Source organism: Bordetella muralis (assembly GCF_965139205.1).
Classification (GTDB): Bacteria; Pseudomonadota; Gammaproteobacteria; order Burkholderiales; family Burkholderiaceae_B; genus Bordetella_A; species Bordetella_A muralis.
Genome location: NZ_CBCSIU010000011.1, coordinates 34,321 through 57,824, shown reverse-complemented (window position 1 = coordinate 57,824; position 23,504 = coordinate 34,321). Strand labels below are relative to the sequence as shown.

General features: G+C 58.9%; 20 protein-coding genes and 1 tRNA gene. 8 read left to right on the top strand and 13 right to left on the bottom strand.

Translation table 11 applies throughout. The annotated features are described in order from the left end of the window. Positions 1-18 precede the first annotated feature (18 nt). A complete protein-coding gene (locus ACNA0I_RS16505; protein ID WP_415807082.1) occupies positions 19-1,902 on the bottom strand; it encodes a type VI secretion system Vgr family protein in 1,884 nt (627 codons plus the stop codon). Positions 1,903-2,280: 378 nt separating this feature from the next. On the opposite strand from ACNA0I_RS16505, the gene ACNA0I_RS16500 reads away from it, so the two are divergent. Further along, the gene (locus ACNA0I_RS16500; RefSeq protein WP_415807185.1) at positions 2,281-2,829 is read left to right on the top strand and encodes a PIN domain-containing protein; all 549 of its coding nucleotides are present in this window, start codon (positions 2,281-2,283) and stop codon (positions 2,827-2,829) included. Between the two features lie 16 nt (positions 2,830-2,845). On the opposite strand, the gene ACNA0I_RS16495 is transcribed toward ACNA0I_RS16500, so the two are convergent. From ACNA0I_RS16495 to rpsO, 4 genes are all read right to left on the bottom strand, one after another. Beyond that, positions 2,846-4,063 (bottom strand): threonine ammonia-lyase, encoded by a 1,218-nt coding sequence (locus tag ACNA0I_RS16495; protein ID WP_415807081.1) that lies wholly within the window; start codon positions 4,061-4,063, stop codon positions 2,846-2,848. 120 nt (positions 4,064-4,183) lie between these two features. Continuing rightward, positions 4,184-4,909 carry a hypothetical protein gene (locus ACNA0I_RS16490; RefSeq protein WP_415807080.1) on the bottom strand — a complete coding sequence of 242 codons (726 nt, stop codon included), beginning with the start codon at positions 4,907-4,909 and terminating at the stop codon, positions 4,184-4,186. Positions 4,910-5,058: 149 nt separating this feature from the next. After that, complete coding sequence (gene pnp / locus ACNA0I_RS16485; RefSeq protein ID WP_415807079.1) at positions 5,059-7,218, bottom strand: polyribonucleotide nucleotidyltransferase; 2,160 nt, start codon at positions 7,216-7,218, stop codon at positions 5,059-5,061. A 90-nt stretch (positions 7,219-7,308) separates the two neighbouring features. Continuing rightward, entirely contained in the window at positions 7,309-7,578 is a 270-nt protein-coding gene (gene rpsO / locus ACNA0I_RS16480) for a 30S ribosomal protein S15 (RefSeq protein WP_012248532.1), read from the bottom strand. A gap of 283 nt (positions 7,579-7,861) precedes the next feature. On the opposite strand from rpsO, the gene ACNA0I_RS16475 reads away from it, so the two are divergent. Then, positions 7,862-8,383 carry a hypothetical protein gene (locus ACNA0I_RS16475; RefSeq protein ID WP_415807078.1) on the top strand — a complete coding sequence of 174 codons (522 nt, stop codon included), beginning with the start codon at positions 7,862-7,864 and terminating at the stop codon, positions 8,381-8,383. Positions 8,384-8,469: 86 nt separating this feature from the next. On the opposite strand, the gene pssA is transcribed toward ACNA0I_RS16475, so the two are convergent. The 4 genes from pssA to ACNA0I_RS16455 form a co-directional block, all read right to left on the bottom strand. After that, the gene (gene pssA / locus ACNA0I_RS16470) at positions 8,470-9,243 is read right to left on the bottom strand and encodes a CDP-diacylglycerol--serine O-phosphatidyltransferase (protein WP_415807077.1); all 774 of its coding nucleotides are present in this window, start codon (positions 9,241-9,243) and stop codon (positions 8,470-8,472) included. A gap of 233 nt (positions 9,244-9,476) precedes the next feature. Continuing rightward, on the bottom strand, positions 9,477-10,493 hold the full coding sequence (gene ilvC, locus ACNA0I_RS16465; RefSeq protein ID WP_415807076.1) for a ketol-acid reductoisomerase: 1,017 nt from the start codon (positions 10,491-10,493) through the stop codon (positions 9,477-9,479). 63 nt (positions 10,494-10,556) lie between these two features. Further along, positions 10,557-11,048: an acetolactate synthase small subunit gene (gene ilvN, locus ACNA0I_RS16460; RefSeq protein WP_094820104.1), complete on the bottom strand. Its 492-nt coding sequence runs from the start codon at positions 11,046-11,048 to the stop codon at positions 10,557-10,559. A 10-nt stretch (positions 11,049-11,058) separates the two neighbouring features. Beyond that, entirely contained in the window at positions 11,059-12,774 is a 1,716-nt protein-coding gene (locus tag ACNA0I_RS16455) for an acetolactate synthase 3 catalytic subunit (protein ID WP_415807075.1), read from the bottom strand. Between the two features lie 782 nt (positions 12,775-13,556). Here ACNA0I_RS16455 and ACNA0I_RS16450 point away from each other — a divergent pair. Beyond that, positions 13,557-15,782 (top strand): FUSC family protein, encoded by a 2,226-nt coding sequence (locus ACNA0I_RS16450; protein ID WP_415807074.1) that lies wholly within the window; start codon positions 13,557-13,559, stop codon positions 15,780-15,782. A gap of 123 nt (positions 15,783-15,905) precedes the next feature. On the opposite strand, the gene ACNA0I_RS16445 is transcribed toward ACNA0I_RS16450, so the two are convergent. From ACNA0I_RS16445 to ACNA0I_RS16435, 3 genes are read right to left on the bottom strand one after another with little or no spacing between them, the layout of a single operon-like run. Continuing rightward, positions 15,906-17,129, bottom strand: a complete 1,224-nt coding sequence (locus tag ACNA0I_RS16445) for an MFS transporter (protein WP_415807073.1) — start codon at positions 17,127-17,129, stop codon at positions 15,906-15,908. Between the two features lie 14 nt (positions 17,130-17,143). Continuing rightward, entirely contained in the window at positions 17,144-17,914 is a 771-nt protein-coding gene (yaaA, locus tag ACNA0I_RS16440) for a peroxide stress protein YaaA (RefSeq protein WP_415807072.1), read from the bottom strand. Between the two features lie 31 nt (positions 17,915-17,945). After that, the gene (locus ACNA0I_RS16435; RefSeq protein ID WP_415807071.1) at positions 17,946-18,728 is read right to left on the bottom strand and encodes a 3-hydroxybutyrate dehydrogenase; all 783 of its coding nucleotides are present in this window, start codon (positions 18,726-18,728) and stop codon (positions 17,946-17,948) included. 223 nt (positions 18,729-18,951) lie between these two features. Between ACNA0I_RS16435 and ACNA0I_RS16430 the strand changes: the two genes are divergently transcribed. Continuing rightward, a tRNA-Ser gene (locus ACNA0I_RS16430) sits at positions 18,952-19,041 on the top strand. A gap of 336 nt (positions 19,042-19,377) precedes the next feature. Further along, positions 19,378-20,031 (top strand): YiiX/YebB-like N1pC/P60 family cysteine hydrolase, encoded by a 654-nt coding sequence (locus ACNA0I_RS16425; protein WP_415807070.1) that lies wholly within the window; start codon positions 19,378-19,380, stop codon positions 20,029-20,031. 31 nt (positions 20,032-20,062) lie between these two features. Here ACNA0I_RS16425 and ACNA0I_RS16420 read toward each other — a convergent pair whose 3' ends face one another. Continuing rightward, entirely contained in the window at positions 20,063-20,434 is a 372-nt protein-coding gene (locus tag ACNA0I_RS16420; RefSeq protein ID WP_415807069.1) for a MarR family winged helix-turn-helix transcriptional regulator, read from the bottom strand. A 222-nt stretch (positions 20,435-20,656) separates the two neighbouring features. Here ACNA0I_RS16420 and ACNA0I_RS16415 point away from each other — a divergent pair, with 222 nt between their 5' ends. Genes ACNA0I_RS16415 through ACNA0I_RS16405 form a run of 3 tightly spaced genes read left to right on the top strand, consistent with a single transcriptional unit; the run spans position 20,657 to position 23,501 of the window. Continuing rightward, a complete protein-coding gene (locus ACNA0I_RS16415) occupies positions 20,657-21,373 on the top strand; it encodes a response regulator transcription factor (protein ID WP_415807068.1) in 717 nt (238 codons plus the stop codon). After that, a complete protein-coding gene (locus tag ACNA0I_RS16410) occupies positions 21,370-22,800 on the top strand; it encodes a sensor histidine kinase (RefSeq protein ID WP_415807067.1) in 1,431 nt (476 codons plus the stop codon). The genes ACNA0I_RS16415 and ACNA0I_RS16410 overlap by 4 nt, the downstream gene beginning before the upstream one ends. Then, a complete protein-coding gene (locus ACNA0I_RS16405) occupies positions 22,797-23,501 on the top strand; it encodes a MarC family NAAT transporter (protein WP_415807066.1) in 705 nt (234 codons plus the stop codon). Before ACNA0I_RS16410 ends, ACNA0I_RS16405 begins: the two co-directional genes overlap by 4 nt. Positions 23,502-23,504 lie beyond the last annotated feature (3 nt).

The following is a 23,504-nucleotide window of genomic DNA, read 5'->3' as shown; positions in this document are numbered from 1 at the left end:
CCCTTCCCCTACAATTGATTAACCAACGTCGCCGATGATGATTTTTTTGAAGCTGCCCGTATGTGTGGAGCCGTAATCGCCCTCCAACGTGTGCGTCACGTTGCCAGTCTCGGTGAGCTTTTGCTCTCCGTCCTGAGTGCGGTCCAATACTCCAGTCGTGACCTCGGTAATGCCAGCGTTACTAATTTTCGTATAAAGCTGGTCGACTGTTTTTGTGTAGGTGCCTTCGATGTGCGTCGTAGTTGTGTCGTGCAACGTAAAGCTCGTCGTACCGCAAACTTCAACTCTCATTTGACCGGCATGCAGGCTGTATAGCCCGCAAACATCCAAGATATAGTTGCAACCAACCGTATGGTTATGGTTATTCACCACCTCATGGCAATGGTCCTTCTGCGCCCGCTGATGCACCAGCTCCGAGCCCAGCGTGTCATCAAAGATCATCTTGTTGCACATCGTCGGATCGCCATAGACCGACTGGCTGCGGAAACCACTCTGATTTGCCCCGCCCGGCAACTCCACCGGCGGCATATTGTTGGCGTTATAGACACGCCCCAACACGATCGGCCGATCCGGGCAGCCGCCGATAAAATCGACAACCACTTCGTCATTGATCCGCGGCAATTGCAACCCGCCAAATCCGCCGCCGGCCCACGGGCTAGACACCCGCACCCAGCACGAGCTGCTTTCGTTTTTCTGGCCGTAGCGGTCCCAATGGAATTGGATTTTGATCCGGCCGTACTTGTCGGTCCAGAGTTCCTTGCCCGCCGGTCCCACCACACGCGCCGTCTGCGGGCCGTGGGTGCGCGGAATCGGTGTCGTGCGAGGGGCGCGATATTGCACGTTCGACGGCAGAGCCGAGAATGACTCCTCGTAAAACTCCTCCGTCCCGCTCCCACTGGAATAGCCGCCGACACTCATCCGGTAGTTCACCATCACCACCAGATACTCGCGGTTTTCCGCTTTGCGCGGGTGATTGCGCAGCGTAAACAAATGCCCCGGCGCCAAGCCCCGAGCGTTGCTCAGCCCCAGGTTCTGTTCCTGAATACTTTGTAATTCCTCCAGGCGAATCCGGGCATATTGCTCGCCATGCTGCGCCTCTTGGAAACCGCCCTGCCATTCGAACATTTCGAGGTTGCCCGGCTCTGAGCCGCCCTTGCGCTTGGACATCGCATCCAGGCTCGCCCCGGGTTTCGTAAAGTCATAGTCCACCGTGGCGTAGCCGTCAGGCGTCACCTGCGCGGAGACTTCCCACATCGAGATGCATTCTTCCTGCGGCGTCGCTACCCGGTCGGGGCCGTAGTAGGGAATCGTCTCGTAACCAGGCGCCGGGCTATGCGAGGCAATATCGTCGGTCATGACCAGCGTGTGCTGGTCTTTATCGTGCTTGAAGTAGTAGTAAATCCCTTCGTGCTCCATCAGGCGGCTGATGAAGGCAAAATCCGTTTCCTGATATTGAACGCAATATTCCCACGAGCGATAGCTGCCCGTGAGCTTCATTTCGAATGGATACCCGTATTCCCCGAGCACCTCTTTGATAATGTCGGGGACGTTTTTCTGCTGGAATATCTTGTTATCCGAGGTCTGCGTCAGATACCAGAGCCAGGGTTTCACCGTGGCTTTATAGATGTAATTGCGCGAGACGCTGTTTTCGCGGCCCACCATGACGCAACGCACCACTTGCCCGCCGAGATAACGCTTTGCGGATGAGGTCGCCAATTCGAGGGTCAAGGGCTTGCCCAGCAGTTGTTTCAAATCCAGGTTGAAATTGTCTGCAAGCAGCTCGACTTCGAATTCGAACAGTTGCGACAACCCCTCATATCCTGCCATTTGCCGGAATGTCAGGCCGTCTACTGCCGTATGGGCAATGATGGGGCGAGACTGAAGGACGCTAGGAATATCCACAAACTTTCTCCAGAGACTATCTCCGGCCGTTGCCGCGACCACACGACAGACCATCCAGGATGTTCATCCCAGTGTCATGTGAACCACGCACAATGGGCCGTTATAGACTAATCAGAGCAAGCTACTGGAAGAAAAATAGGGACTCAAGGCGGTTTTCCCTAATAGATGCAACGAATCTATAACTATCTGAAACGCCAGAAGAATCTGCCCAATAGGATGTCTGGCCCCATAGCTACCTCTTGTTACCACAAAGCCTGAGGGCGTTCCTGTTACAGTGACGGCCGTCACTTATTTTTGAGGCGCTGCCTGGCGCCAACTGCCGTGCCTGCCCTTCCCCCTGCTTCGTCCCCCTTTGTCGTGCTGGACGCCTGTGTGCTGATGTCCGGGATCATGCGCCGCTTGATGCTGAGTCTGGCTGCCCATGGCGTCTATCAGCCTGTATGGAGCGAACGCATCGGCGAGGAATGGCGCCGGAATGCCGCGCGGCTCTGGGATATCCCCCTGGATGTGTTGGAGACACAATGGGCGGAAATGAACGAACGGTTTCCGCAAGCGACGCAAGGCGATCTGCAGGTATACGAAGCCGGGTTACGTTACAGCGATCCCAAGGATTTTCATGTCATCGCGGCAGGACTTGCCCTACGAGCCCGCTGCGGGCTGCAGCAACCGCCCCAGGTATTGGTGACCACCTGGAATCTAAAGGACTTTCGCCGTTCCGAGCTGCGGCGCCAGGGGCTGGACGTATTTAACCCGGATAAATTATTGTCGCAATGGTGGCAAGACGATGCGAACCAGCTGCGCGAATCGATCCGGGCGATACCGGCGGACTATGTTGCGCTGGGCCGGGATCCGGAGCCGCTGGACGCAACGCTGCATCGCGAGCGGCTGTATAGGCTAAAGGCGCTGGTCGCGCGCGACGGGCTGTGACGCGCCGCCGAGAGGCTCAATGATCGTGATTGCTCGCCGCAAACCCTGCGGCGTTCAATATATCGATCACTTCCTGAATATGCTCGGGGCCGCGAGTCTGTAATACGAAATCGACTTCGACGTTCCGTACAGGCAATGCGGTAAAGGCGCGTTGGTGATGCACCTCGGTAATGTTGGCCTGGGCATCGGCAATCAGTTTGGTGGCGTGCGCCAAGGCGCCGGGCAAGTCGCGCAAATCCACGCGGATACGGGCCAAGCGGCCCGCGCGTACCATGCCGCGTTCGATCAATTCGCCCAGCATCAAAGGATCGATGTTGCCGCCAGTCAGCACCAGCGCAACACGTTTGCCGCGAAAACGTTGCCCGCCTTCGGCTTGATCGCGTAGCAGTGCAGCCAGGCCGGCTGCTCCCGCGCCCTCGACCACGGTTTTCTCGATTTCCAGGAGCACGACGATAGCGTGCTCGATATCGCTCTCGCTGACCAGTTCGATACGATCGACCGCGCGACGAACAATTTCTTGGGTGATGACGCCAGGGGATTTCACCGCGATACCTTCGGCGATCGTGTAGTGACCGGAAGCCATCGACGCCCCCTTCACGGCAGCGTACATGGAGGGAAAGCGCTCGGTTTGTACGCCGACGATTTCGATACCCGGTTTGATCGCTTTCGCCGCGGTCGCAATGCCGCTGATCAAGCCACCGCCACCGATGGCGATGACCATGGCGTCGAGGTCCGGCTGGTCCTCCAGCATTTCCAGCGCCAGAGTGCCCTGCCCTGCGATGACGGCCTCGTCGTCGTAGGGATGGATCATGATCAGGCCACGCTCACGTACGAGTTCGTAACCATGCGCCTGCGCATCGTCAAAGGTATCGCCATGCAGGACGACTTCTGCACCGAAGCGCCGCGTATTGGCGACTTTGACCGTAGGGGTGAATCGAGGCATGACGATCACCGCAGGCACGCCCATGCATTGCGCGTGATAGGCCACGCCCTGGGCATGGTTGCCGGCAGACACTGCGATGACGCCCTTGCTGCGTTCCTGCGGTGTCAGCGCCAGCATTCGATTTAACGCACCTCGCTCTTTGAACGAGGCAGTGAACTGCAGGTTTTCGAATTTCAGCCAGATCTCGGCGCCCAGGATGTCGGAGAGCGTGCGCGAGTGCGTAAATGGCGTTTTATGCACTTGCCCTTGTAGACGGGCGCGGGCGGCTTGTATGGCGGCGAGATCGATCACGGTCGAATCCAGTAAAAATCGTCGACACTGCTTGGCTGTAGCGACAGAGGATCGCCATCAAATACGGCCAGCAGGTTCATCACCAGCCACGCATATGGCCGGGACCATGAGTGTAAATCCTCAGCGCACGGGCAGGAAATTAAAGAACAGCAGTCCCTGCGCATAATTGATCCCGATGCGCCGGTCGTTCTCGCCCAACAGGTTGGCAATCAAATCCAATCGGCCAATGATGGCACCGAATTCGCGCTCGAAACTGAGGTTGGTCACGGTGGGAGATATTTCGTTGGCCAATAACAAAGGCTCGCCTGCCACATTGCGGCGAGATGCCAGCAACCAGGCAGCTGCCTCGACGTTGCGAGCGGCGTTGTAGATCCGCTGCCCATGCAGCACATCGGACACGTAAATACGCGTTTTATCGTTGTGGGCAGCGATCAACGTATCTGCCAGACCATAAATAAAGGCAGCCACCCGGTCGCGGGTATAAGCAGGATCCAGCGAGACCGCCAGGATCTGAATATCGCGCAAACCACTTAAGTCAGCAGGCGGTGTGCGGTTTTCGATCATTTTTCGCACCCGGGCCACCGCCGCCTCTTGCGTGGGAACGCCGGATTTGCGCCATTCGCGAGGATTGCGGCGATACAGTTTGTCCAGCAGGCTGTACAGGCTGTCGAGGTTGTCGCGAATTTCCAGGGTGACGGTCCGGTTGAAGTCAGTCTGCGCAAACTGATCCATGGACATGCCTTCGCTTTCCGGCCCGACTGCCTCGGGCTGACCTAGCGAACAGCCGGCCGCCCACAACAGGATGCCGCTCGCACACATCCAGGCTACCCACCGTGGGCACCTCATGCCCGTATGATTCCTGTACTGACCAATGAGTGCTCCGTTGTGTCGCGGCAGGCACCCCATGTTCCTGCATCCTCGCGTCCAGGAATTTACCGTAAACAAAACAAAAACGGCACCTTGCGGTGCCGTTTTTTGCTCAAGAAACGCAAAGCTTATTCAGCTTGCGGCGCCGATTGAGGGGCGGCTTCAGCACCAGGTTGCTGCTGTTGCTCGATCCCGCCGATGGCTTTGATGGACAGACGCAGACGGCCCTTGTCATCAGCCTCGATGACCTTGACACGGACCTGTTGGCCGACCTTGAGCACATCGTTGATGTTGGCGATGCGATAGTTGGCGATTTCCGAGATGTGCAGCAAGCCGTCACGGCCCGGCAGCACTTGCACGATGGCGCCGAAATCCAGCAGGCGCAGGACGGAACCGTCATAGACCTGGCCGACTTCGACGTCCGCGGTCAGTTCGACGATGCGGCGTTGGGCTTCTTTGGCCTGAGCCTCGTCCACGCTGGAGATCACGATCGTGCCATCATCGGAGATGTCGATCTGGGTGCCGGTTTCTTCGGTGAGGGAGCGAATGGTAGCGCCGCCCTTGCCGATCACGTCACGGATCTTCTCGGGATTGATCTTGATGGTCAGCATGCGCGGCGCAAAGGCCGACAGTTCACCACGCGAGCCTTCGAGGGCTTCGGTCATCTTGCCCAGGATGTGCAGGCGGCCTTCGCGGGCCTGGGCCAGCGCTACCTGCATGATTTCCTTGGTGATGCCCTGGATCTTGATGTCCATCTGCAGCGCGGTAATACCGTTTTGCGTGCCGGCCACCTTGAAGTCCATGTCGCCCAGGTGATCTTCGTCACCCAGGATGTCGGTCAGGACGGCGAATTTGCCATCGTCCAGGATCAAGCCCATGGCCACACCGGCCACGTGATCCTTGAGCGGCACACCTGCGTCCATCATCGCCAACGAGCCACCGCACACCGACGCCATCGACGAAGAGCCGTTGGATTCGGTGATTTCCGACACCAGACGGATGGTGTATTGGAAATCCTCGTGGGCAGGCAGCAGCGAGACCAAGGCGCGCTTGGCCAGACGGCCGTGGCCGATTTCGCGGCGCTTGGGCACGCCGATACGGCCGGTTTCGCCGGTCGCAAACGGAGGCATGTTGTAGTGCAGCATGAAACGGTCACGGTATTCGCCCATGAGCGCGTCGATGATCTGCTCGTCTTGCTTGGTGCCCAGCGTGGCGACAACCAGAGCCTGCGTCTCACCGCGGGTGAACAAGGCGCTGCCGTGTGCACGCGGCAACACGCCCAGGCGCACGCTGATGGGGCGCACGGTGCGAGTGTCGCGGCCGTCGATACGGGGTTCGCCGTTCAGGATCTGGCCGCGCACGATGCGAGCTTCGAGGTCGAACAGGATGTTGTCGACTTCGACAGCGTCGGGAGCGTCCTGGCCAGCGGCTGCGGCCTGTTCAGCCAGCTTGGCATGCACGTCGGCATAGGCCTCGCGCAGTTGCGTCGTACGCGCCTGTTTTTCACGAATCTGGTAAGCCGCCACCAGGTTGGCTTGGGCTGCCGTGGTGACTGCAGAGATCAGGGTTTCGTTTTTGGGAGCGGCTTGCCATTCCCAATCGGGCTTGCCAGCCTCGCGCACCAACTCGTGGATGGCGTTGATGGCTGCCTGCATTTGTTCGTGGCCATACACCACGCCGCCGAGCATGACTTCTTCGGACAGTTGCTGAGCCTCGGACTCGACCATCAGCACGGCATTTTCGGTACCGGCGACCACCAGGTCCATCTTGGACGACTTCAATTGCGAAGCGGTGGGGTTCAGCACGTATTGGTCATCGATGTAGGCCACGCGAGCGGCGCCGATCGGACCATTGAACGGAATGCCCGAGATCGCCAAAGCAGCGGAGGCGCCGATCATGGCCGGGATATCGGGATCGATGTCGGGGTTGACCGACAGGGTGTGCAGCACCACTTGGACTTCGTTGTAGAAGCCTTCGGGGAACAACGGACGCAACGGACGATCGATCAGGCGCGAGGTCAGGGTTTCCTTTTCGGAGGGTTTGCCTTCGCGCTTGAAGAAGCCACCGGGGATACGGCCAGCGGCGTAGGTTTTTTCGATGTAGTCGACCGTCAGCGGAAAGAACGTCTGACCGGGTTTTGCCTTTTTGGCAGCCACGACGGTGGCCAATACAACCGTATCGTCCACCGACACCAGCACAGCGCCGGAGGCCTGGCGGGCGATCTCGCCGGTTTCCAGCACGACCGTATGCTGGCCGTATTGGAACGATTTAGTCACTTTATTGAACATGACGAGAATTCCTTACAAATGAAAAACCGTGGCCGCTGCGACAAACGCCGCACCGACCACGGTTGTGTCATGGGGAGCCTGCCCCGTCGATCACTTGCGCAGACCGAGTTTTTCGATCAGTGCGCGGTACGAATCGGGATTGCGACCCTTGAGGTAGTCGAGCAGTTTGCGACGACGGCTGACCATGCGCAGCAGACCGCGGCGCGAATGGTGGTCCTTCATGTGTTCTTTGAAGTGACCGGTCAACTCGTTGATACGAGCGGTCAGCAGGGCTACTTGGACTTCGGGGGAACCGGTATCGCCTTGGGCGCGTTGAAACTGAGCGACGATGTCGGCTTTTTTGATGTCAGCTACGGACATGGAATGACCTCTTCGGACTGGCGGCAGGGCCGAGGTGCCCTACCGTGGTTTTAAAAAACGGCAAACAGTTGCGCAGGCGCTGGCATGCGCGAAATACGACTTGTTGTACAACTTTTTGACGTGCGTTCAATATTAATTTGCCCGGCCATACACAATAGCCGGGCAAATCAAGGATGGAATTATAGCCGATTCGCTAGAATTACCCTACTAGGCCGGAATACCCGTTGTCTGGCCGCCCTTTTCGGGTGCTGGCCCCATGGCCGCCGCCCGCCGGAGAATCGCCATGCCCCGCCATATTTACCGCTTGGCAAGCCGCGCCGTGGCGCTGACCGCCGCGCTGGGTGCCCTGTCGGCCTGCGCCAATCTGGCCCAGGTGCCGCCCGGCGCCCCGATGGGCGAGGTCACGAGCCAGTTTGGCCGGCCCAATTTTGAATGCACCCGAGCCGACGGCACACATCGCGTCATCTGGACCACCCAGCCGTCCGGCCAGTACGCCTGGGGCACGGATCTCACGAGCGATGGACGCACCGAGCAGATCGTTCCTATTCTGACCGATCCCTATTTCAAGCAGCATTTGGCGCAGGGCATGACGGCGGAGCAAGTCCAGTGCGAGTTCGGCCCGCCGGCCGATATCTCGGGGGTAGGCCTGCCCAGCGTGCGCGAAACCGTCTGGGCGTACCGTTACAAGCAGTCGGGCGTGTGGAACTCGCTCATGTACGTGTATATGGGACGAGACGGCAATAGCGTGACCCGCTTTCATCCCGGGCCTGACCCGTTGTACGACGAGGACAGGCGTTGGCGCTGAGAGGGGTTGAGGCGCTGATCCAGGCTTGAGGACGCGCACGCCACAGGACTGTGGCGATGCGCGATTTTGCGTCAATGCGGGCCGGTTCAGTCCGAGTGCGAGCGGCGCTCTTGCTGAAACTTTCTGGCGCGGTTCCAGCGCCAGAACATCACTACCCATCCGGACAGGCCATAGAGCACAAATAGGCCGAACAGGACTACCGGGGGATCGCTGGATACAAATACGAAGACGGCGACCACCAGCAAAATGCCCCAGAACGGCACGCTGCGGCCCAGGGCAAAGCTCTTGCCGCTGAAGAACGAGGCATTCGACACCATGGTGACGCCCGCATACATGGTCAGGGCGAACGCCACCCAGCTCAGCACACCATCCTGAAGAGGCAGCTTGTTATCGATCGCCAGCCAGACAAAACCCGCCACCAGCGCAGCGGCTGCCGGGCTGGGCAACCCCTGGAAATAGCGTTTATCGACGACGCCGATATTGGTATTGAAGCGGGCCAGGCGCAACGCCGCCCCCGCCACATACACAAATGCGGCCAGCCATCCCCAGCGGCCCAGATCATGCAGGGCCCACTCGTACATCACCAGCGCCGGCGCGACGCCGAACGAGGTCATGTCCGACAGGGAGTCGTATTGTTCGCCGAACGCCGATTGGGTATTGGTCAGCCGCGCCACTCGGCCGTCCATCCCATCCAGCACCAAGGCGACGAAAATCGCAATAGCGGCGGTCTCAAAACGATCGTTCATCGCCTGCACCACAGCGTAAAAGCCGGCAAACAGCGCCGCGGTGGTAAAGGCGTTAGGCAGCAAATAGATACTGCGATGACGATTTTCAGAATCTCGCATTGAAAAATTGGGCATATTTACAAAAAGTGGCGGCGAATAGCTGAAAGGTTAACTCATTCGTAAGGAAAAAAGGCCTCTAACGCGGTGCTAGCGGCTTGCCGGCCCACCGCAATTGGCGTGCCGGCCGGATTTGCTGCGGGCACCCAACGACGCGCCGAGGCCGCACTGCGGCAAAAAAAAGGCATCCTTGGGAAAGGATGCCTTTCTTGCCCTACCCCTTCGCGGGGCAAAGCGTGACTAACGCGATCTTAGTTCTTGGACTTGTCGACCAGCTTGTTGGCAGCGATCCAAGGCATCATGGCGCGCAGTTTGCTGCCGACTTGTTCGATCTGCGATTCCGCGTTGATGCGGCGGCGCGAGGTCAGGGTCGGGGCGCCAGCGGCGTTTTCCAGGATGAATTTCTTGGCGTACTCGCCGGTCTGGATGTCGGTCAGGCATTGACGCATGGCTTGGCGCGTTTGCTCGGTGACAACCTTGGGGCCGGTCTCGTATTCGCCAAACTCAGCGTTGTTCGAGATCGAGTAGTTCATGTTGGCGATGCCGCCTTCGTAGATCAGGTCAACGATCAGCTTCAACTCGTGCAAGCACTCGAAGTAAGCCATTTCCGGGGCGTAGCCAGCCTCGACCAGGGTGTCGAAACCTGCCTTGATCAGCTCGACCGTACCACCGCACAGCACGGCCTGTTCGCCGAACAGGTCGGTTTCGGTTTCTTCGCGGAAGTTGGTTTCGATGATGCCGGCACGGCCGCCGCCGTTGGCGCTGGCGTACGACAGGGCCACGTCACGGGCCGAGCCGGACTTGTCCTGATACACGGCCACCAGGTGGGGCACGCCGCCGCCTTGGGCGTAGGTCGAACGCACGGTGTGGCCAGGGGCCTTCGGGGCGATCATGATGACGTCGATGTCGTCACGGGGCACGACTTGGCCGTAGTGCACGTTGAAACCGTGAGCGAATGCCAGCGCGGCGCCAGCCTTGATGTTGGCGTGGACTTCGTTGCGGTAGACCGCAGCGATGTTTTCGTCAGGCAGCAACATCATGACTACGTCGGCGGCCTTGACGGCCTCGGCGACTTCTTTGACTTCCAGGCCAGCGTTAGCGGCTTTTTTCCACGAAGCGCCATCTTTGCGCAGACCGACAACGACCTTCACACCCGAATCATGCAGGTTCAGGGCGTGGGCATGGCCTTGCGAGCCGTAGCCGATGATGGCAACGGTTTTGCCTTTAACGAGGGAGAGGTCGCAGTCTTTGTCGTAGAAAACTTTCATGTTGTGTACTCCGGATTATTTTGAATTCAGTTAATGCAGTAGGGGTGTAGGCAAAAATGCCTGTTAGATCTTCAGGATCCGTTCGCCGCGCCCGATGCCGGACACGCCGGTGCGCACGGTTTCCAGGATGGCACTGCGATCCAGGGCGTCAATGAATGCCTGCACCTTGTCCTGCGTGCCGGTCAGTTCAATGGTGTACGTCTTGTCGGTCACATCAATGATGCTGCCACGGAAAATATCGGCCATGCGCTTCATTTCTTCGCGCTCTTTGCCGACAGCCCGGACTTTGATCAACATCAGCTCGCGCTCGATGTGCGGCCCTTCGGTCAGATCAACGACTTTGACCACGTCGACCAGACGGTTCAAGTGTTTGGTGATCTGCTCGATCACCTCGTCCGAGCCGACCGTCACCACCGTCAGACGCGACAAGGTCGAGTCCTCGGTCGGGGCCACGGTCAGGGTCTCGATGTTGTAGCCACGCGCAGAAAACAACCCCACGACGCGCGACAACGCGCCGGGTTCGTTTTCCATCAACACGGAAATCACATGTTTCATGACCGCCTCCTTACAGGTCTTCGGAACCGAGCAGCATCTCGGTCAGCCCGCGGCCGGCTTTCACCATGGGCCACACGTTTTCGGTGCGATCCGTAATGAAATCCAGGAAGACCAGGCGATCCTTGTGCTTCTTGAATGCTTCGCGCAGCGCAGGCTCGACATCAGCCGGACGTTCGATACGCAATCCCACGTGGCCATATGCCTCGGCCACTTTCACAAAATCGGGCAGCGAATCCATATACGACTCAGAATAGCGCGAGCCGTAATCGATCTGCTGCCACTGCCGGACCATGCCGAGGAAACGGTTGTTCAGGCAGATGATTTTGGGCGTCAGATGGTATTGCTGGCAGGTGGACAGTTCCTGGATGTTCATCTGAATCGATGCTTCACCCGTAATGACGGCGATTTCCGATCCCGGATTCGCCATCTGCACCCCCATGGCGTACGGCAAGCCCACACCCATGGTGCCCAAGCCACCGGAATTGATCCAGCGACGCGGCTTGTTGAACTTGTAGTACTGTGCCGCCCACATCTGGTGCTGGCCCACATCGGAGGTCACGAAAGCGTCGCCGCCGGTGACTTCCCAGAGCTTTTCCACCACGAATTGCGGCTTGATGACTTCGTCGGAGAGAGCGTATTTCAGGCATTCCTTGCCACGCCATGCCTCGATCTGCTGCCACCATTTTTCCTGGGAAGCCGGCTTGGCCTCGGCCCGCGCGGCGTTGTATTGCGCGATGAGCTCGACCAGCACGTCTTTCACGTTGCCCACGATCGGCACATCGACCCGCACCCGCTTGGAAATCGACGAAGGGTCGATATCGATGTGAATGATCTTGCGCGCGTTTTGCGCAAAATGACGGGGATTGCCGATCACGCGGTCGTCAAAACGCGCGCCCACGGCCAACAGCACATCGCAATGCTGCATCGCCATGTTGGCCTCGTAGGTGCCATGCATGCCCGGCATGCCGACAAACTGACGGTCGGTCGCCGACATGGCGCCTAAGCCCATCAGCGTGTTGGTGCAAGGCGCACCCAACAACTCAGCCACACGGCGCAGTTCGTCCGAAGCATCGGACAGAATGACGCCGCCACCCGAGTAAATCATCGGGCGTTCGGCAGCCAGCAGCATCTGCACGGCTTTTTTGATCTGCCCTTGGTGGCCCTTGTTGACGGGCGCATACGAGCGCATGCTGATCTCGCCCTTGGCCGGGACGTATTTACATGGCTGCAGACTGACGTCTTTAGGGACATCCACCAACACGGGGCCGGGCCGGCCGGTGCGGGCGATGTAAAAGGCTTTGCGCAGCGTATCGGCCAGATCCTTGACGTCACGCACCAGGAAGTTGTGCTTGACGCAAGGACGCGTGATCCCCACGGTATCGCATTCCTGGAAGGCATCCTCGCCGATGGCCGCCGTGGGGACCTGTCCGCTGATGATGACCATCGGGATCGAGTCCATGTAGGCAGTGGCGATACCCGTGACGGCGTTCGTCACGCCGGGGCCGCTGGTGACGATACATACGCCGACCTTTTGCGACGCGCGCGAATAGGCATCGGCGGCATGCACGGCAGCTTGCTCGTGGCGCACCAGGATATGCTGAAATTTGTCTTGCTTGAAAATTGCGTCGTAGATGTACAGCACGGCGCCGCCGGGATAGCCGAAAACGTGCTCGACGCCTTCTTCGGCCAGGCAGCGCACGAGTATATCGGCGCCTATGGTTTCCATGATATTCATTTCCTGTTTCAGGACCGGCCCTGTTTTCCAGACTGTTGCACGCCCTGATACGGCAGCAACCGAACAAATACCAACGCCGACAACATGATCTGGCGCTTTGAGATTCACGGAACCTCGCCACCCAGACACCTTGCCAACCTGGCACGCATTCGTCGGGAACGCAGTGCAAAACGCCCCACGGGGACGTTCGAGGTCGAAATGGAAGCCTTGGCAACACACGCTTGTGACGCGGCCAACAGCAAGTATTAACTAGGGCGCACCGCCTGGAATGTAGTCTGGGCGGCACGCTTGCCTGAGCACCAGCATCGGATAGGCAGACTGGCGCAAGAGAGCGAATTTACCGCGTTGCGGCATTAGGAGCAAATCGGCGATTAGCATATTCCCCACACTCATCCGACCCCATAAAAAAGAAAGCCTCATCCGGAGCGCAACGCGATTCTTCAACCGTGAGTTTGCTGCGGCCCGGCAGTGGGGGCAGGCGGGACTGTTGGAGGCTGCCCAGTCCGTGACTCCTCGGCGGGGGNAGTCCGGGGGCCATGTTTGAGTGGAGCGCAGCGGAGCGAGTTTGGCCCCCGGCCCGCCGAGGAGTCACGGACGCAGGCCGAGTCCCCGTTCAGGGGACGAGTCAGCCGACCAGTCCCGCCTGCCCCCACTGCCGGGCCGCAGCAAACGGCTTAAGAACCCTCCTCGGCTCCTAGATGCAGCTAACGCCTCCCCCACGCCCCGCACTTGTTTCTATACTTGCATCATCGCATCTACAGAGCGGCCCGTTCATGGACTTTCGCATTGCCAGTATTCCGCGCTTTCTCTACAGCCACTACTTTTTTGGCGGGGTACGGCAAGGGGTGGGCATGTTGCTGCCCGTGTTGGTGCTGGGCGGCATCTTTGGCGAATATGCCTATGGCCTAGTGGCGACGTTTGGCGCGCAGTGCCTGGCCATCATCGATCAGCCCGGCGGCCCCCAACGGCACCGCACCAATGAAATGCTCGGCGGCGCGCTATTGGCCACGATGGCAGTCGCGATCACCGGCGCGGTCTCAACCTATCCCGTGCTGTTGTGGCTGGCGATCATCGGCCAATGCTTTATTTTTTCGATGTTTTCAGTCTTCGGCAAACGCGGCGGCCTGATCGGTTTCGGCGGGCTGCTGATCATGACGCTGACCATGCATTCGCCGATGACGCCGAGCCAAGTACTGCCCCATGCATTGGCGACCTTGGGAGGCGCACTGTTTTACCTGGCCTTCAGCTTGGCGTTCAGCCGCGTGTTCTGGCTGCGCGAAGAGCGTCAGGCCATGTCCGTAGCGCTATTTGCCACGGCGGACTATATGGCTGCACGCAGCCGCTTTTACGATGAAACGACCGATCTGGACGACATCTACCGCGAGTTGATCCAATCACAATCCGTGATGACGGAAAAACACCAGTCAGCGCGCGATATCGTGCTGCGCACACTGCCACGAGGACGCGGCTACGGCGACAGTGAGCGCGTCATGCTGTGGAACATGTTTGTCAACATGCTCCAGTTGCTCGATACACTCGTCGCCTCGCATACGGACTATGCCTCGTTACGCCGGGTACTAGCCGGCCATGATTGCCTGCTGTTCATGCGTGACGCGCTGGTCAAAATGTCGCTGGAATTGAACCGAATCGCGCTGGATGTATCGCGCGGACGCGCCGTGCAGTATCGCAGCAGTCCCAAGGCTGAATTGCGCGCCATCGAATACGAAATCGAACAGTTCAAACAACAGGGCATGAGCGAACGCGAACCCGAAACGCTAGCCCTCATCGTGCAAGTACTACGACGGCTGCGCAACGCCTCGCGCATCGTGAACAAACTGGCCGACCATACCGACGCGCGCACGGATGCACAACCTACCGATGAGCTGCGTATCGATAAATCGCTGACGCAGTTCATGTCCCGCCAAGAGCTGCGCATCGGCATGATCACCAGCAATTTGCGCCTGGATTCCCCGTATTTCCGGTATGCCGTGCGGGTCACCCTGGCTGCGGCGCTGGCAATGGGATTGATCGGCCAGTGGATGACCCCGCAGGTATCTTCGGCACATAGCTACTGGGTGCTGCTCACGATCATCATCATCATGAAGCCCGGCTTTGCGTTGACCCGGCAACGCAACGGCTGGCGCCTGATGGGAACATTGATCGGCTGCCTGTTGGCACTGGCGCTATTTCGCGTCACAACTCACCCGACCATCCTGTTTGCCGTGCTGCTCGTTGCCTGCGTCATGGGCAATAGCATGCTGCAACTGAACTACATGGCGAGCGCGATATTTAATACGTTGTTCGTGGTGATGGTGTTTCACTTCGTCGCGCCAGGCACAGTGTCCATGGCCGTGATCGGCGAACGGGCGCTCGATACCGCAATGGGCTGCGCCATTGCGCTTATATGCAGCTATGTATTGCCCTGGTGGGAAGCGCGCTATATGAAACCGCTGGCACGCGCAGCCACCAACGCGAATCGCGAATACTTGCGTACGGGAATGAGTTACGTCAGAGCCATGCAGGCGGCAAACGCGGGCATGGCGCCATCAGACGACGTGCCCTCACCCGCCCAGGCCGATATCGCCTGGCGCCTCGCACGCAAGAACGTGCACATTGCCTTCAGCAATTATGCCGAGGCGTTCTATCGCATGATGAGCGAGCCGCGCTCTCATCAAGTGAACGTGCCGGAATTCAACAATCTGCTCATTCAAAACCACATCATGGCCTCGCAGATCACAGCGGCCATTCCCTTGCTCACGGGGCTGAAAGAAACCCCCGAACCGATGCGCAAAGCGCTAAAGGGCATGGTCGATTTGCTTGACGACAGCAGCCCGGCATCGACAGACTTGCCCACTCAATTCGACACTACGGGCGAACTGGCGGCGCTGGCCTATCCCATCAAGCAAATGCTGCGCGCATCGACGCAAATCCGCCAGGAAATGACAGCGGTCGCCGATCCGCCGCAAAGCCGCCCGTCTGCCGTACCCGCTCAGTCTTGATTGCACAGGCCGCACGGCCACCAGGGCGCAGCCGCCATTGCCCGAGTGGCCACGAGCGCTGAAGTCGCCATACGCGACAACACACGGCATCGATGGTGCCGCGCTTGCCATGCACTGCACGCGTCACACAGCAGGCTGCCGGTTGCCGCCCTTCTGCGGCCAGAAATACCAAACCGCAGCCGCTGCCTGCAGGGCCAGCACGATCCCCCAGGCAGCCAAGTGTGCGGCCGGCGGATACATACCGCCTTGTCCCGGCCATAAGTCAACCACCCAGCCGATACCGACCTGGCACAAAAAGATCGTCAAGAACATCAGCAAATTCGTCGTTGATGCGACGCGGCCCAGCAACTCGGGTGGAAACTCGCCCGCCAGGAAGGCGTAAACCAGGATGTTGGCCGAGCCGAACGCGCCATAGCCAGCCCACAGCATTTCCAGCGGAACGGGCGCACGCAGCATGATCAACGCCTGAGTCAGCATGAACAACACCATGCATACCCCGCCAAACCCATACAACCCCAATCCCAGGCGTTCCATGCGGCGAGCCATGACACCCAGCCCTACATTTCCGGCCATCATGGCAAAGCCCATCAACGACACCAAACCTGCCGCATGCGCGGCATCCAGACCATTGACATCGGTGAGATAGGGTCGCACCCACAACGACTGCACACCGTAAAACGCGCCGCCCGTCATCACCGGCAAGGACACCAGGCGCCAATACCGCGCATCACGCAACAAGGTCCACGTGCCACGCAGCTGTGACGACAAACTGGGCGCCCTGCGATGATGCGCGCTTTCGCGCGGCGCACCAAACCAGATCAACGCCGCCACCGCCACGGTGAAACCTGCCAATCCGATACTGATCGCCTGCCACGAACTGCTGTGCAACGCCCAGGAAAGCGGTGACCCGACAAGTACGCCGCCCAAGCCGCCAACAGCCATGACCAGGCCGTTGATCATGGGCAGACGCGCCAATGGAAAGGTTTGCGCCAAAGCCTGAAAGGCCGCGCCCAGACATACACAAACCCCAGCGCCAATCAACAAGCGGCCGACCATGAGGCCCGTCAACGTTTCCGACAAGCCATAAACCAAGGTGCCCGCCGCCGCGACGAGCAGCATCAGTGCATTAACCCGCCGAGGTCCCCATGTGTCCAGAAACACGCCTGCGGGAATTTGCATCAACGAAAACCCCAGAAAATACAGGCTCGTCAACGTCCCCAGGTCTCCGGCAGTCAGATGCAGTTCCTGCGCCAGAATGGGCCCGAAACCGATATTGACGCCACGAAACAGGTACGAAACCAGGTACCCCAGCGAGAAAAACAGAAAAACGCGCAATCCAGCGGACATAGTTGAGCGACGTATTAAAGCTTGCGTCGAAACACCAGTTTGTCCGCGCTGGAGGCAGCGCCATCATAGGCGTAACCCTCGACGTTGAACTTCTGCAGGCCTTCCGGTTTGGAGACCTTGTGCTCAATGGCGTATCGCGCCATCAATCCGCGCGCACGTTTGGCATGAAAGCTGATGACTTTCCAGGCGCCGTTTTTCCAATCCTGAAAAACGCACTGCACCACGCGCGCCTTGAGGACTTTTTGGTCGACCGATTTGAAATATTCCTCGGACGCCAGATTCACGATGATCGGGGTTTTCTGGGTGGCGAGGCGCTCATTCAGATAGTCCGCAATGGTGGAACCCCAATATTCGTACAGGTTTTTGCCTTTGGGCGTGACCAAGCGCGTACCCATTTCCAGCCGGTACGGCTGCATCAAATCCAATGGGCGCAGCACACCGTACAACCCACTGAGGATGGCGACATGTTCTTGCGCCCATTCCAGGCGGGCCGCCGACAGGCTTTCGGCCTGCAGGCCCTCGTAGACATCGCCATTAAAGGCCAGCACGGCCTGACGCGAATTGTGCTGCGTGAACTTCGTCGTCCATGCGCCATAGCGATTGACGTTCAGCTCTGCCAAAGCAGGGCTCAAACTCATCAGATCTGACACCTGCGACGCCGACAGCTTTTTCAAGACCTTGATCAATCCGGCTGCCTGATCCACGAACAGGGGTTGCGTGTGCTGTTCGATGTGAACCGGCGTGTCGTAATCCAATTTTTTGGCGGGGGAAAGCAAGAACAGCATGTGCCAGAGTTCCTTGATCGATTAGAAATAGTTAGCGCGCGGTCCAGCCGCCGTCTACCGAAACGGTCGTACCCGTGATCTGCGCAGCAGCGTCGGACGCCAGAAATACGGCCGTCCCACCGAGCTGCTCGGGCGTGACGAACTGCAGCGATGGCTGCTTTTCGCTCAGCAGGTCGCGAGCGGCTTCATCCTGATCTACATGATGCTGTTCCGCCAAGGCCGTGATCTGTTTTTCGACCAACGGTGTACGCACCCACCCAGGGCAAATCGCATTCGCCGTCACGCCGCTGCCCGCAGTTTCCAACGCAGTCACTTTGGTCAATCCCACCACGCCGTGTTTAGCAGCCACATAGGCCGATTTATTCGGCGAACCAACCAACCCGTGTGCAGAGGCAATATTGATGATGCGCCCCCAGCCTTGCTTTTTCATATGGGGCAGCGCCGCGGCGCTGCCGTGGAAGACCGCCGACAGATTCAGCGCCAGAATGGCATCCCATTTTTCGACGGGGAAGTCCTCGATGAGCGCGGTGTGCTGGATGCCGGCGTTGTTCACCAGAATATCGATGCGTCCCAACGATTGCACGGTATTGGCCACGAGTTGACGCACGGCTTCGCCCTTGGACAGATCGGCGCCGTCATAAAGAACGTTCACGCCACACTGGCTGGCGAGGTCGGCCCGCAATTTTTCAATCTCAGCAGCATCGCCAAAACCATTGAGCACAATATCCGCGCCCTGTTGCGCGAAAGCCGTGGCAATACCCAAACCGATACCGCTGGTGGAGCCGGTAACAACCGCAACTTTTCCTTTGAGCATGCAAGTTCTCCTGTGTGAGATCGGGCCGCGGCCTGCTGGCCAACGCTGAGTCCAAGTGTAACTGGCCTCAGCATGACAACCGCCCTAGGCCCCACCCGCAGCGGGGACATAACAGGGCTTGTTGCTTTGCGAAAAATTCAGGTATAATGCTTGGCTTTGCTGCTCTACGTTCATCGGTGCGAGACCATGGTGCCGATCGATAAATAACCCGTACAGCACCGCCGGAGAGGTGGCAGAGTGGTCGAATGCGCCGGACTCGAAATCCGGTATACGTTTAGGCGTATCGTGGGTTCGAATCCCACCCTCTCCGCCAGGTAAATCAATTACTTGGAATACGATCAGGCCCCGCAAGGGGCCTTTTGTTTTGCGCACTTAATCTAGGCAACAACGCCCCCCAGCCTGTGATTGACAATCTTCAGCATTCCAGACTGCGCGCGGGATACAAGGTCAAGTGGGTAGCCGGTATCATTGAACGAGCCTTCGACTACTATGCGTGGGATGCCAGCGCGAACTGACCTCTGGTATGCATGGCAATGCTCGGCGTCCGCACATAGCCGCGGGCGTTGCACGACAAAAATCCCGATAAAGATAACCTGGTCATCACGCTCGACCGAGATTGCGGCGCTAGCGCATATCGCTCATCCTCACTATGCCCACCCGTTTTGCCACTATCTTCCTGCCGCTCGCATTAACCACTCTGCCAGCGCACGCCCATGACTTTACCGAGTGGCGCACGGGCGACCTGGTTTTCCAGGACTCCGCCGGGCCGCAGTCTACTGCGATCCGCACTGCCACAAAGAGCCACTACACCCACATGGGCATTGTTCGGCTGACACCCTCCGGCCCCGTGGTCATCGAGGCGGCGCGCACGGTCAGCGAGACCCCTCTGACCAAGTTCCTGGCGCGCGGCCAGCAGGGTCAGTATGCGGTCTATCGGTTGAACACCGCTACGCCTGAGGGCATCCAGACAGCGCTTGCCGAGGCATCACGTTATACGGGCCGTCCCTACGATATTTTTTTTCGTCTCGAACCGGATGCGATCTATTGCAGCGAGTTGCCCTATTATGCGTTCAAGGCGGCAGGAATTACGCTCGGCAAAACAGAGCGTTTCGGCACGCTGGCCATAGACAATCCAGCAGTCCGGACATTGTTCTTGGCACGCTGGGAAAAACATCCTGATTGCCAGGCTACTGACCAGGCCGGATGCTGGCGGCGAATACAAGCGCAGCTGCTGGTCACGCCAGCCAGTATCGCGGCCGACCCTCAAGTCACGCGGATATTCAGCAATTTCCGGCAAGAATAATCCTCGGTAAAGAGGACAACCACCTCAAGTCCTATTGACTGAATTTCTCGAGCAACCCCAATAGCAAGGGACGAATGTTCTGCAGTTGTTCTTGGTGCACTGCCGACAGGGATTCCAGGGTACGCTCGGCCAAGGGAGTCAGGTGCAGCAACGCACGGCGTCCGTCTCTGGGGTCGGCCTGGCGTGTGATCATTCCCATGTGCGCCAACCGGCTGACGAGTTCGGCAGCGGTGTGCGACTTGATGCAAAGACGCTGAGATAGCTCGGTCACGGTAGGAGCCACCGCCAGGCCTTTGATCGCCAGTAGTGCCTGATGCTGCTGAGGCGCCAGGCCGTGTGCCTGAGCTTCTGACTCGCTGAACAGCGCGAAACGGCGCAATTCGTATCGGAAATCGGCCAACATGGCGAAATCCGACGACTGTAGCGCAGTGCGCTGTTCAAATGCGTGAGAGGCAAGAGTATCCATAGCACCGACGATGTTACGCATGCTATGACAGTGATGGTCATTACGGAATCATTAAGGATTGGCAATGTTGCCGGCCAGGCTCTATGCTGCCCCAGAGCATGCCGGCACGTACGTTAGAATGCGCCGCTACAGCTCTTTCCATGATTAAAGGGGGGAACCATGTGGCGCTGCCTGATCGTCGAAGACGACGCCGATAATGCCCGCTATATCGCTAATGGACTGAAGGAACTGGGCTATGACCCGGTCATCAGCATGGACGGTCCCACCGCGTTGCAACGTGCCACCGCGGAAAATTGGGATGCCATCATTCTGGACCGTATGTTGCCCAATGACGTCGATGGGCTGTCGATTTTGTGGTCTCTGCGAGCATTGGGCAAGAAAACGCCGGTGCTGGTACTCAGCGCGCTGACGGCGTTGGACGAACGAGTCCGGGGGCTGAAAGCGGGCGGCGACGACTATCTGACCAAACCTTTTGCCTTTCCAGAGTTGGCGGCACGGGTTGAGGCGCTGATACGCCGTTCTTCACCCCAATACGAAAAGCGCCAGTTGACCGTCGCGGACTTGTCTGTCGATCTGGTCAGCGGACGCGTGACGCGAGGCGGCCGCCAGATCGCCCTGCAGCCACGCGAATACAAACTGCTGGCCTACATGATGAATAACGCCGATCAGGTGCTGACACGCACCATGCTGCTGGCTACGGTCTGGGGCTATCGCTACGACCCCCAAACCAACGTCATTGACGTGCACATCAGCCGGTTACGGCAAAAAATCGATGGCGACACGGATAGGCCATTGATTCATACGGTGCGCGGCGTGGGTTATCGATTGTCTGCGCAGCCCCACATTGAAGGCGACGGCAAACAGGGCCCCGCGTGATTCGCCGCCTGGGACAGATGCTGGGCGCCATCTGGAGCTCGGTCGCATTTCGCCTGACGCTGAACTACAGCATTCTGGCGTTGTTGACGTCATTGCTGTCCCTGATGTTTGTGTATTACCAGAGCGTGAAAATCCTGGAAGCGCAGTTCTCGCGCCAAGTCCAGATCACAGCCCAGCGCTTGAACGCGCATTTCGAGCAAGGCGGGCTGCCCGGCCTGGCGCGCGAGATATCGCTGGAAATGGCCGATCACGTCAACAGCGACACAGAGATGTTCATGCTGCTGGATCCGGTCGGCCGTATGCTGGTGGGCAATATTGCGTGGGACCCCAGCGATGCTCCGCTCAATGGCAGCGGAGTGATGCGTTCAGTGCTGCTACGAGGAGAACCTGCGCACGGCTATCTGGTGGCACGCAGGCTGCGCGATGGTTCGATCCTGATCATCGGCCACGATCTACGCGATCTCTATGACCTGACTGACGTGATTCAGAAGGTCAGTCTGGCAGCAACGGGAGTGATCGCGCTGCTCGTCTTGCTGGGCGCTGCGTTGTTTCGCCGGGTCTTGCAGCGCCGTGTCGAGGTAATCCGCCACACGGCCGCTCAGTTTGGCGCAGGCCAATGGGGACAGCGCATTCCCGAACACCCCAAACAAGATGAATTTGCGCTGCTGTCCAGCGACATCAACGGCATGCTGGATCGCATCGAACGGCTCATGCATGGGGTACGCAATGTCTCGGATGCGGTGGCGCACCAGTTGCGCACGCCATTGACACGTATGCAGGTGCGGTTGCGCACCATAGACTGGAACACGGCGACGCGGCAAGATATTCGGGCAAACGTTGACCGCCTGTCGGCCGAACTCGATGACCTGGTCAAAATCTCGGAGAAATTGCTCCAGATCGCGGAGCTGGAGTCGGGCGCGCGACGCAAACATTTCGAACCGGTACACCTGGATGTCATCGCGGCAGACGTCGCCGATTTGTACGAAGCGGTGGCCGAGGAACAAGACGCTCGGCTCACCCTGCAAACCAGTGGGCCCGCCCCTCTGCGCGGCGATCCGGACTTGCTCGCGGGTGCACTGGTGACGCTGGTGGACAATGCCCTGAAATACGCGGGCCACGGCGCACGCATCCACATCGAGGTCGCGCAGACCGCACACCACACGACACTGACGGTGACGGACAACGGCCCCGGCATTCCCGCCGACAAGATCCACCGGATTGGCGAGCGCTTTTACCGCGCGCATCAACATGTGCCGGGATACGGACTAGGGCTGGCGACCGTCATGGCGATTGCCCGCTTGCATGCTGGCCAGATGACGCTCCACAATGCCGAACCAGGGCTATGTGTGCGGTTGCAGTTTCCCCAGGGGACGGACGCCAAATCGGCTCCGCCCAAACACCAGCCCATTTCCGGAGACGTCGCTTGATACTGGATTTTCTGAAACTGGTGGGACTGGGGCTGTTCACCTTGCTGCCCGTCGCCAACCCTTTGACTAGCGTCACCCTTTTGCTGGCGTTGAGCCGGGGGTATACCCGCGAGGAGCGCAACCGTCAGGTCGATCGGGCCACGTTTTACGTAGCGGGCATTATTTTGGTGTGTTTCTATGCCGGTAACGCGATCATGACGGGGTTTGGAATCTCAATTCCCGGCCTGCGCATCGCAGGCGGCTTGATTGTGGCCTATATCGGTTTCGGCATGCTGTTCCCCGATATCAACCAAACTGAGGCAGCCGTGCAGATAGATATGGCGCCAAACGAACCCGCCGTCCATATCGACACGCCCCACGGACCGCATCGGCCGCCCCCGCGCGATATTTCGTTTATCCCTCTGGCGCTGCCAGGTACAGCAGGGCCCGGCACGATTGCCCTGATCATCAGCAGCGCCTCCACCATGCACAGCGAAGGCGGCTTGAGAATCAGCGAGCACTTGGCGGTCATTGTGGTCGCAGCGCTGGTGGCCGCGATTTTCTGGATTTGCCTACGCAGCGCAGAGCGTATCAATCACGTGCTGGGTCAGTCAGGCATCGACGCCATATCGCGCGTGATGGGCTTTTTGTTGATCTGCATGGGGGTGCAGTTCGGCATCAATGGCGTTTTTGAATTAATCGGAAAGCCCGTGCCGGCTTAGGCA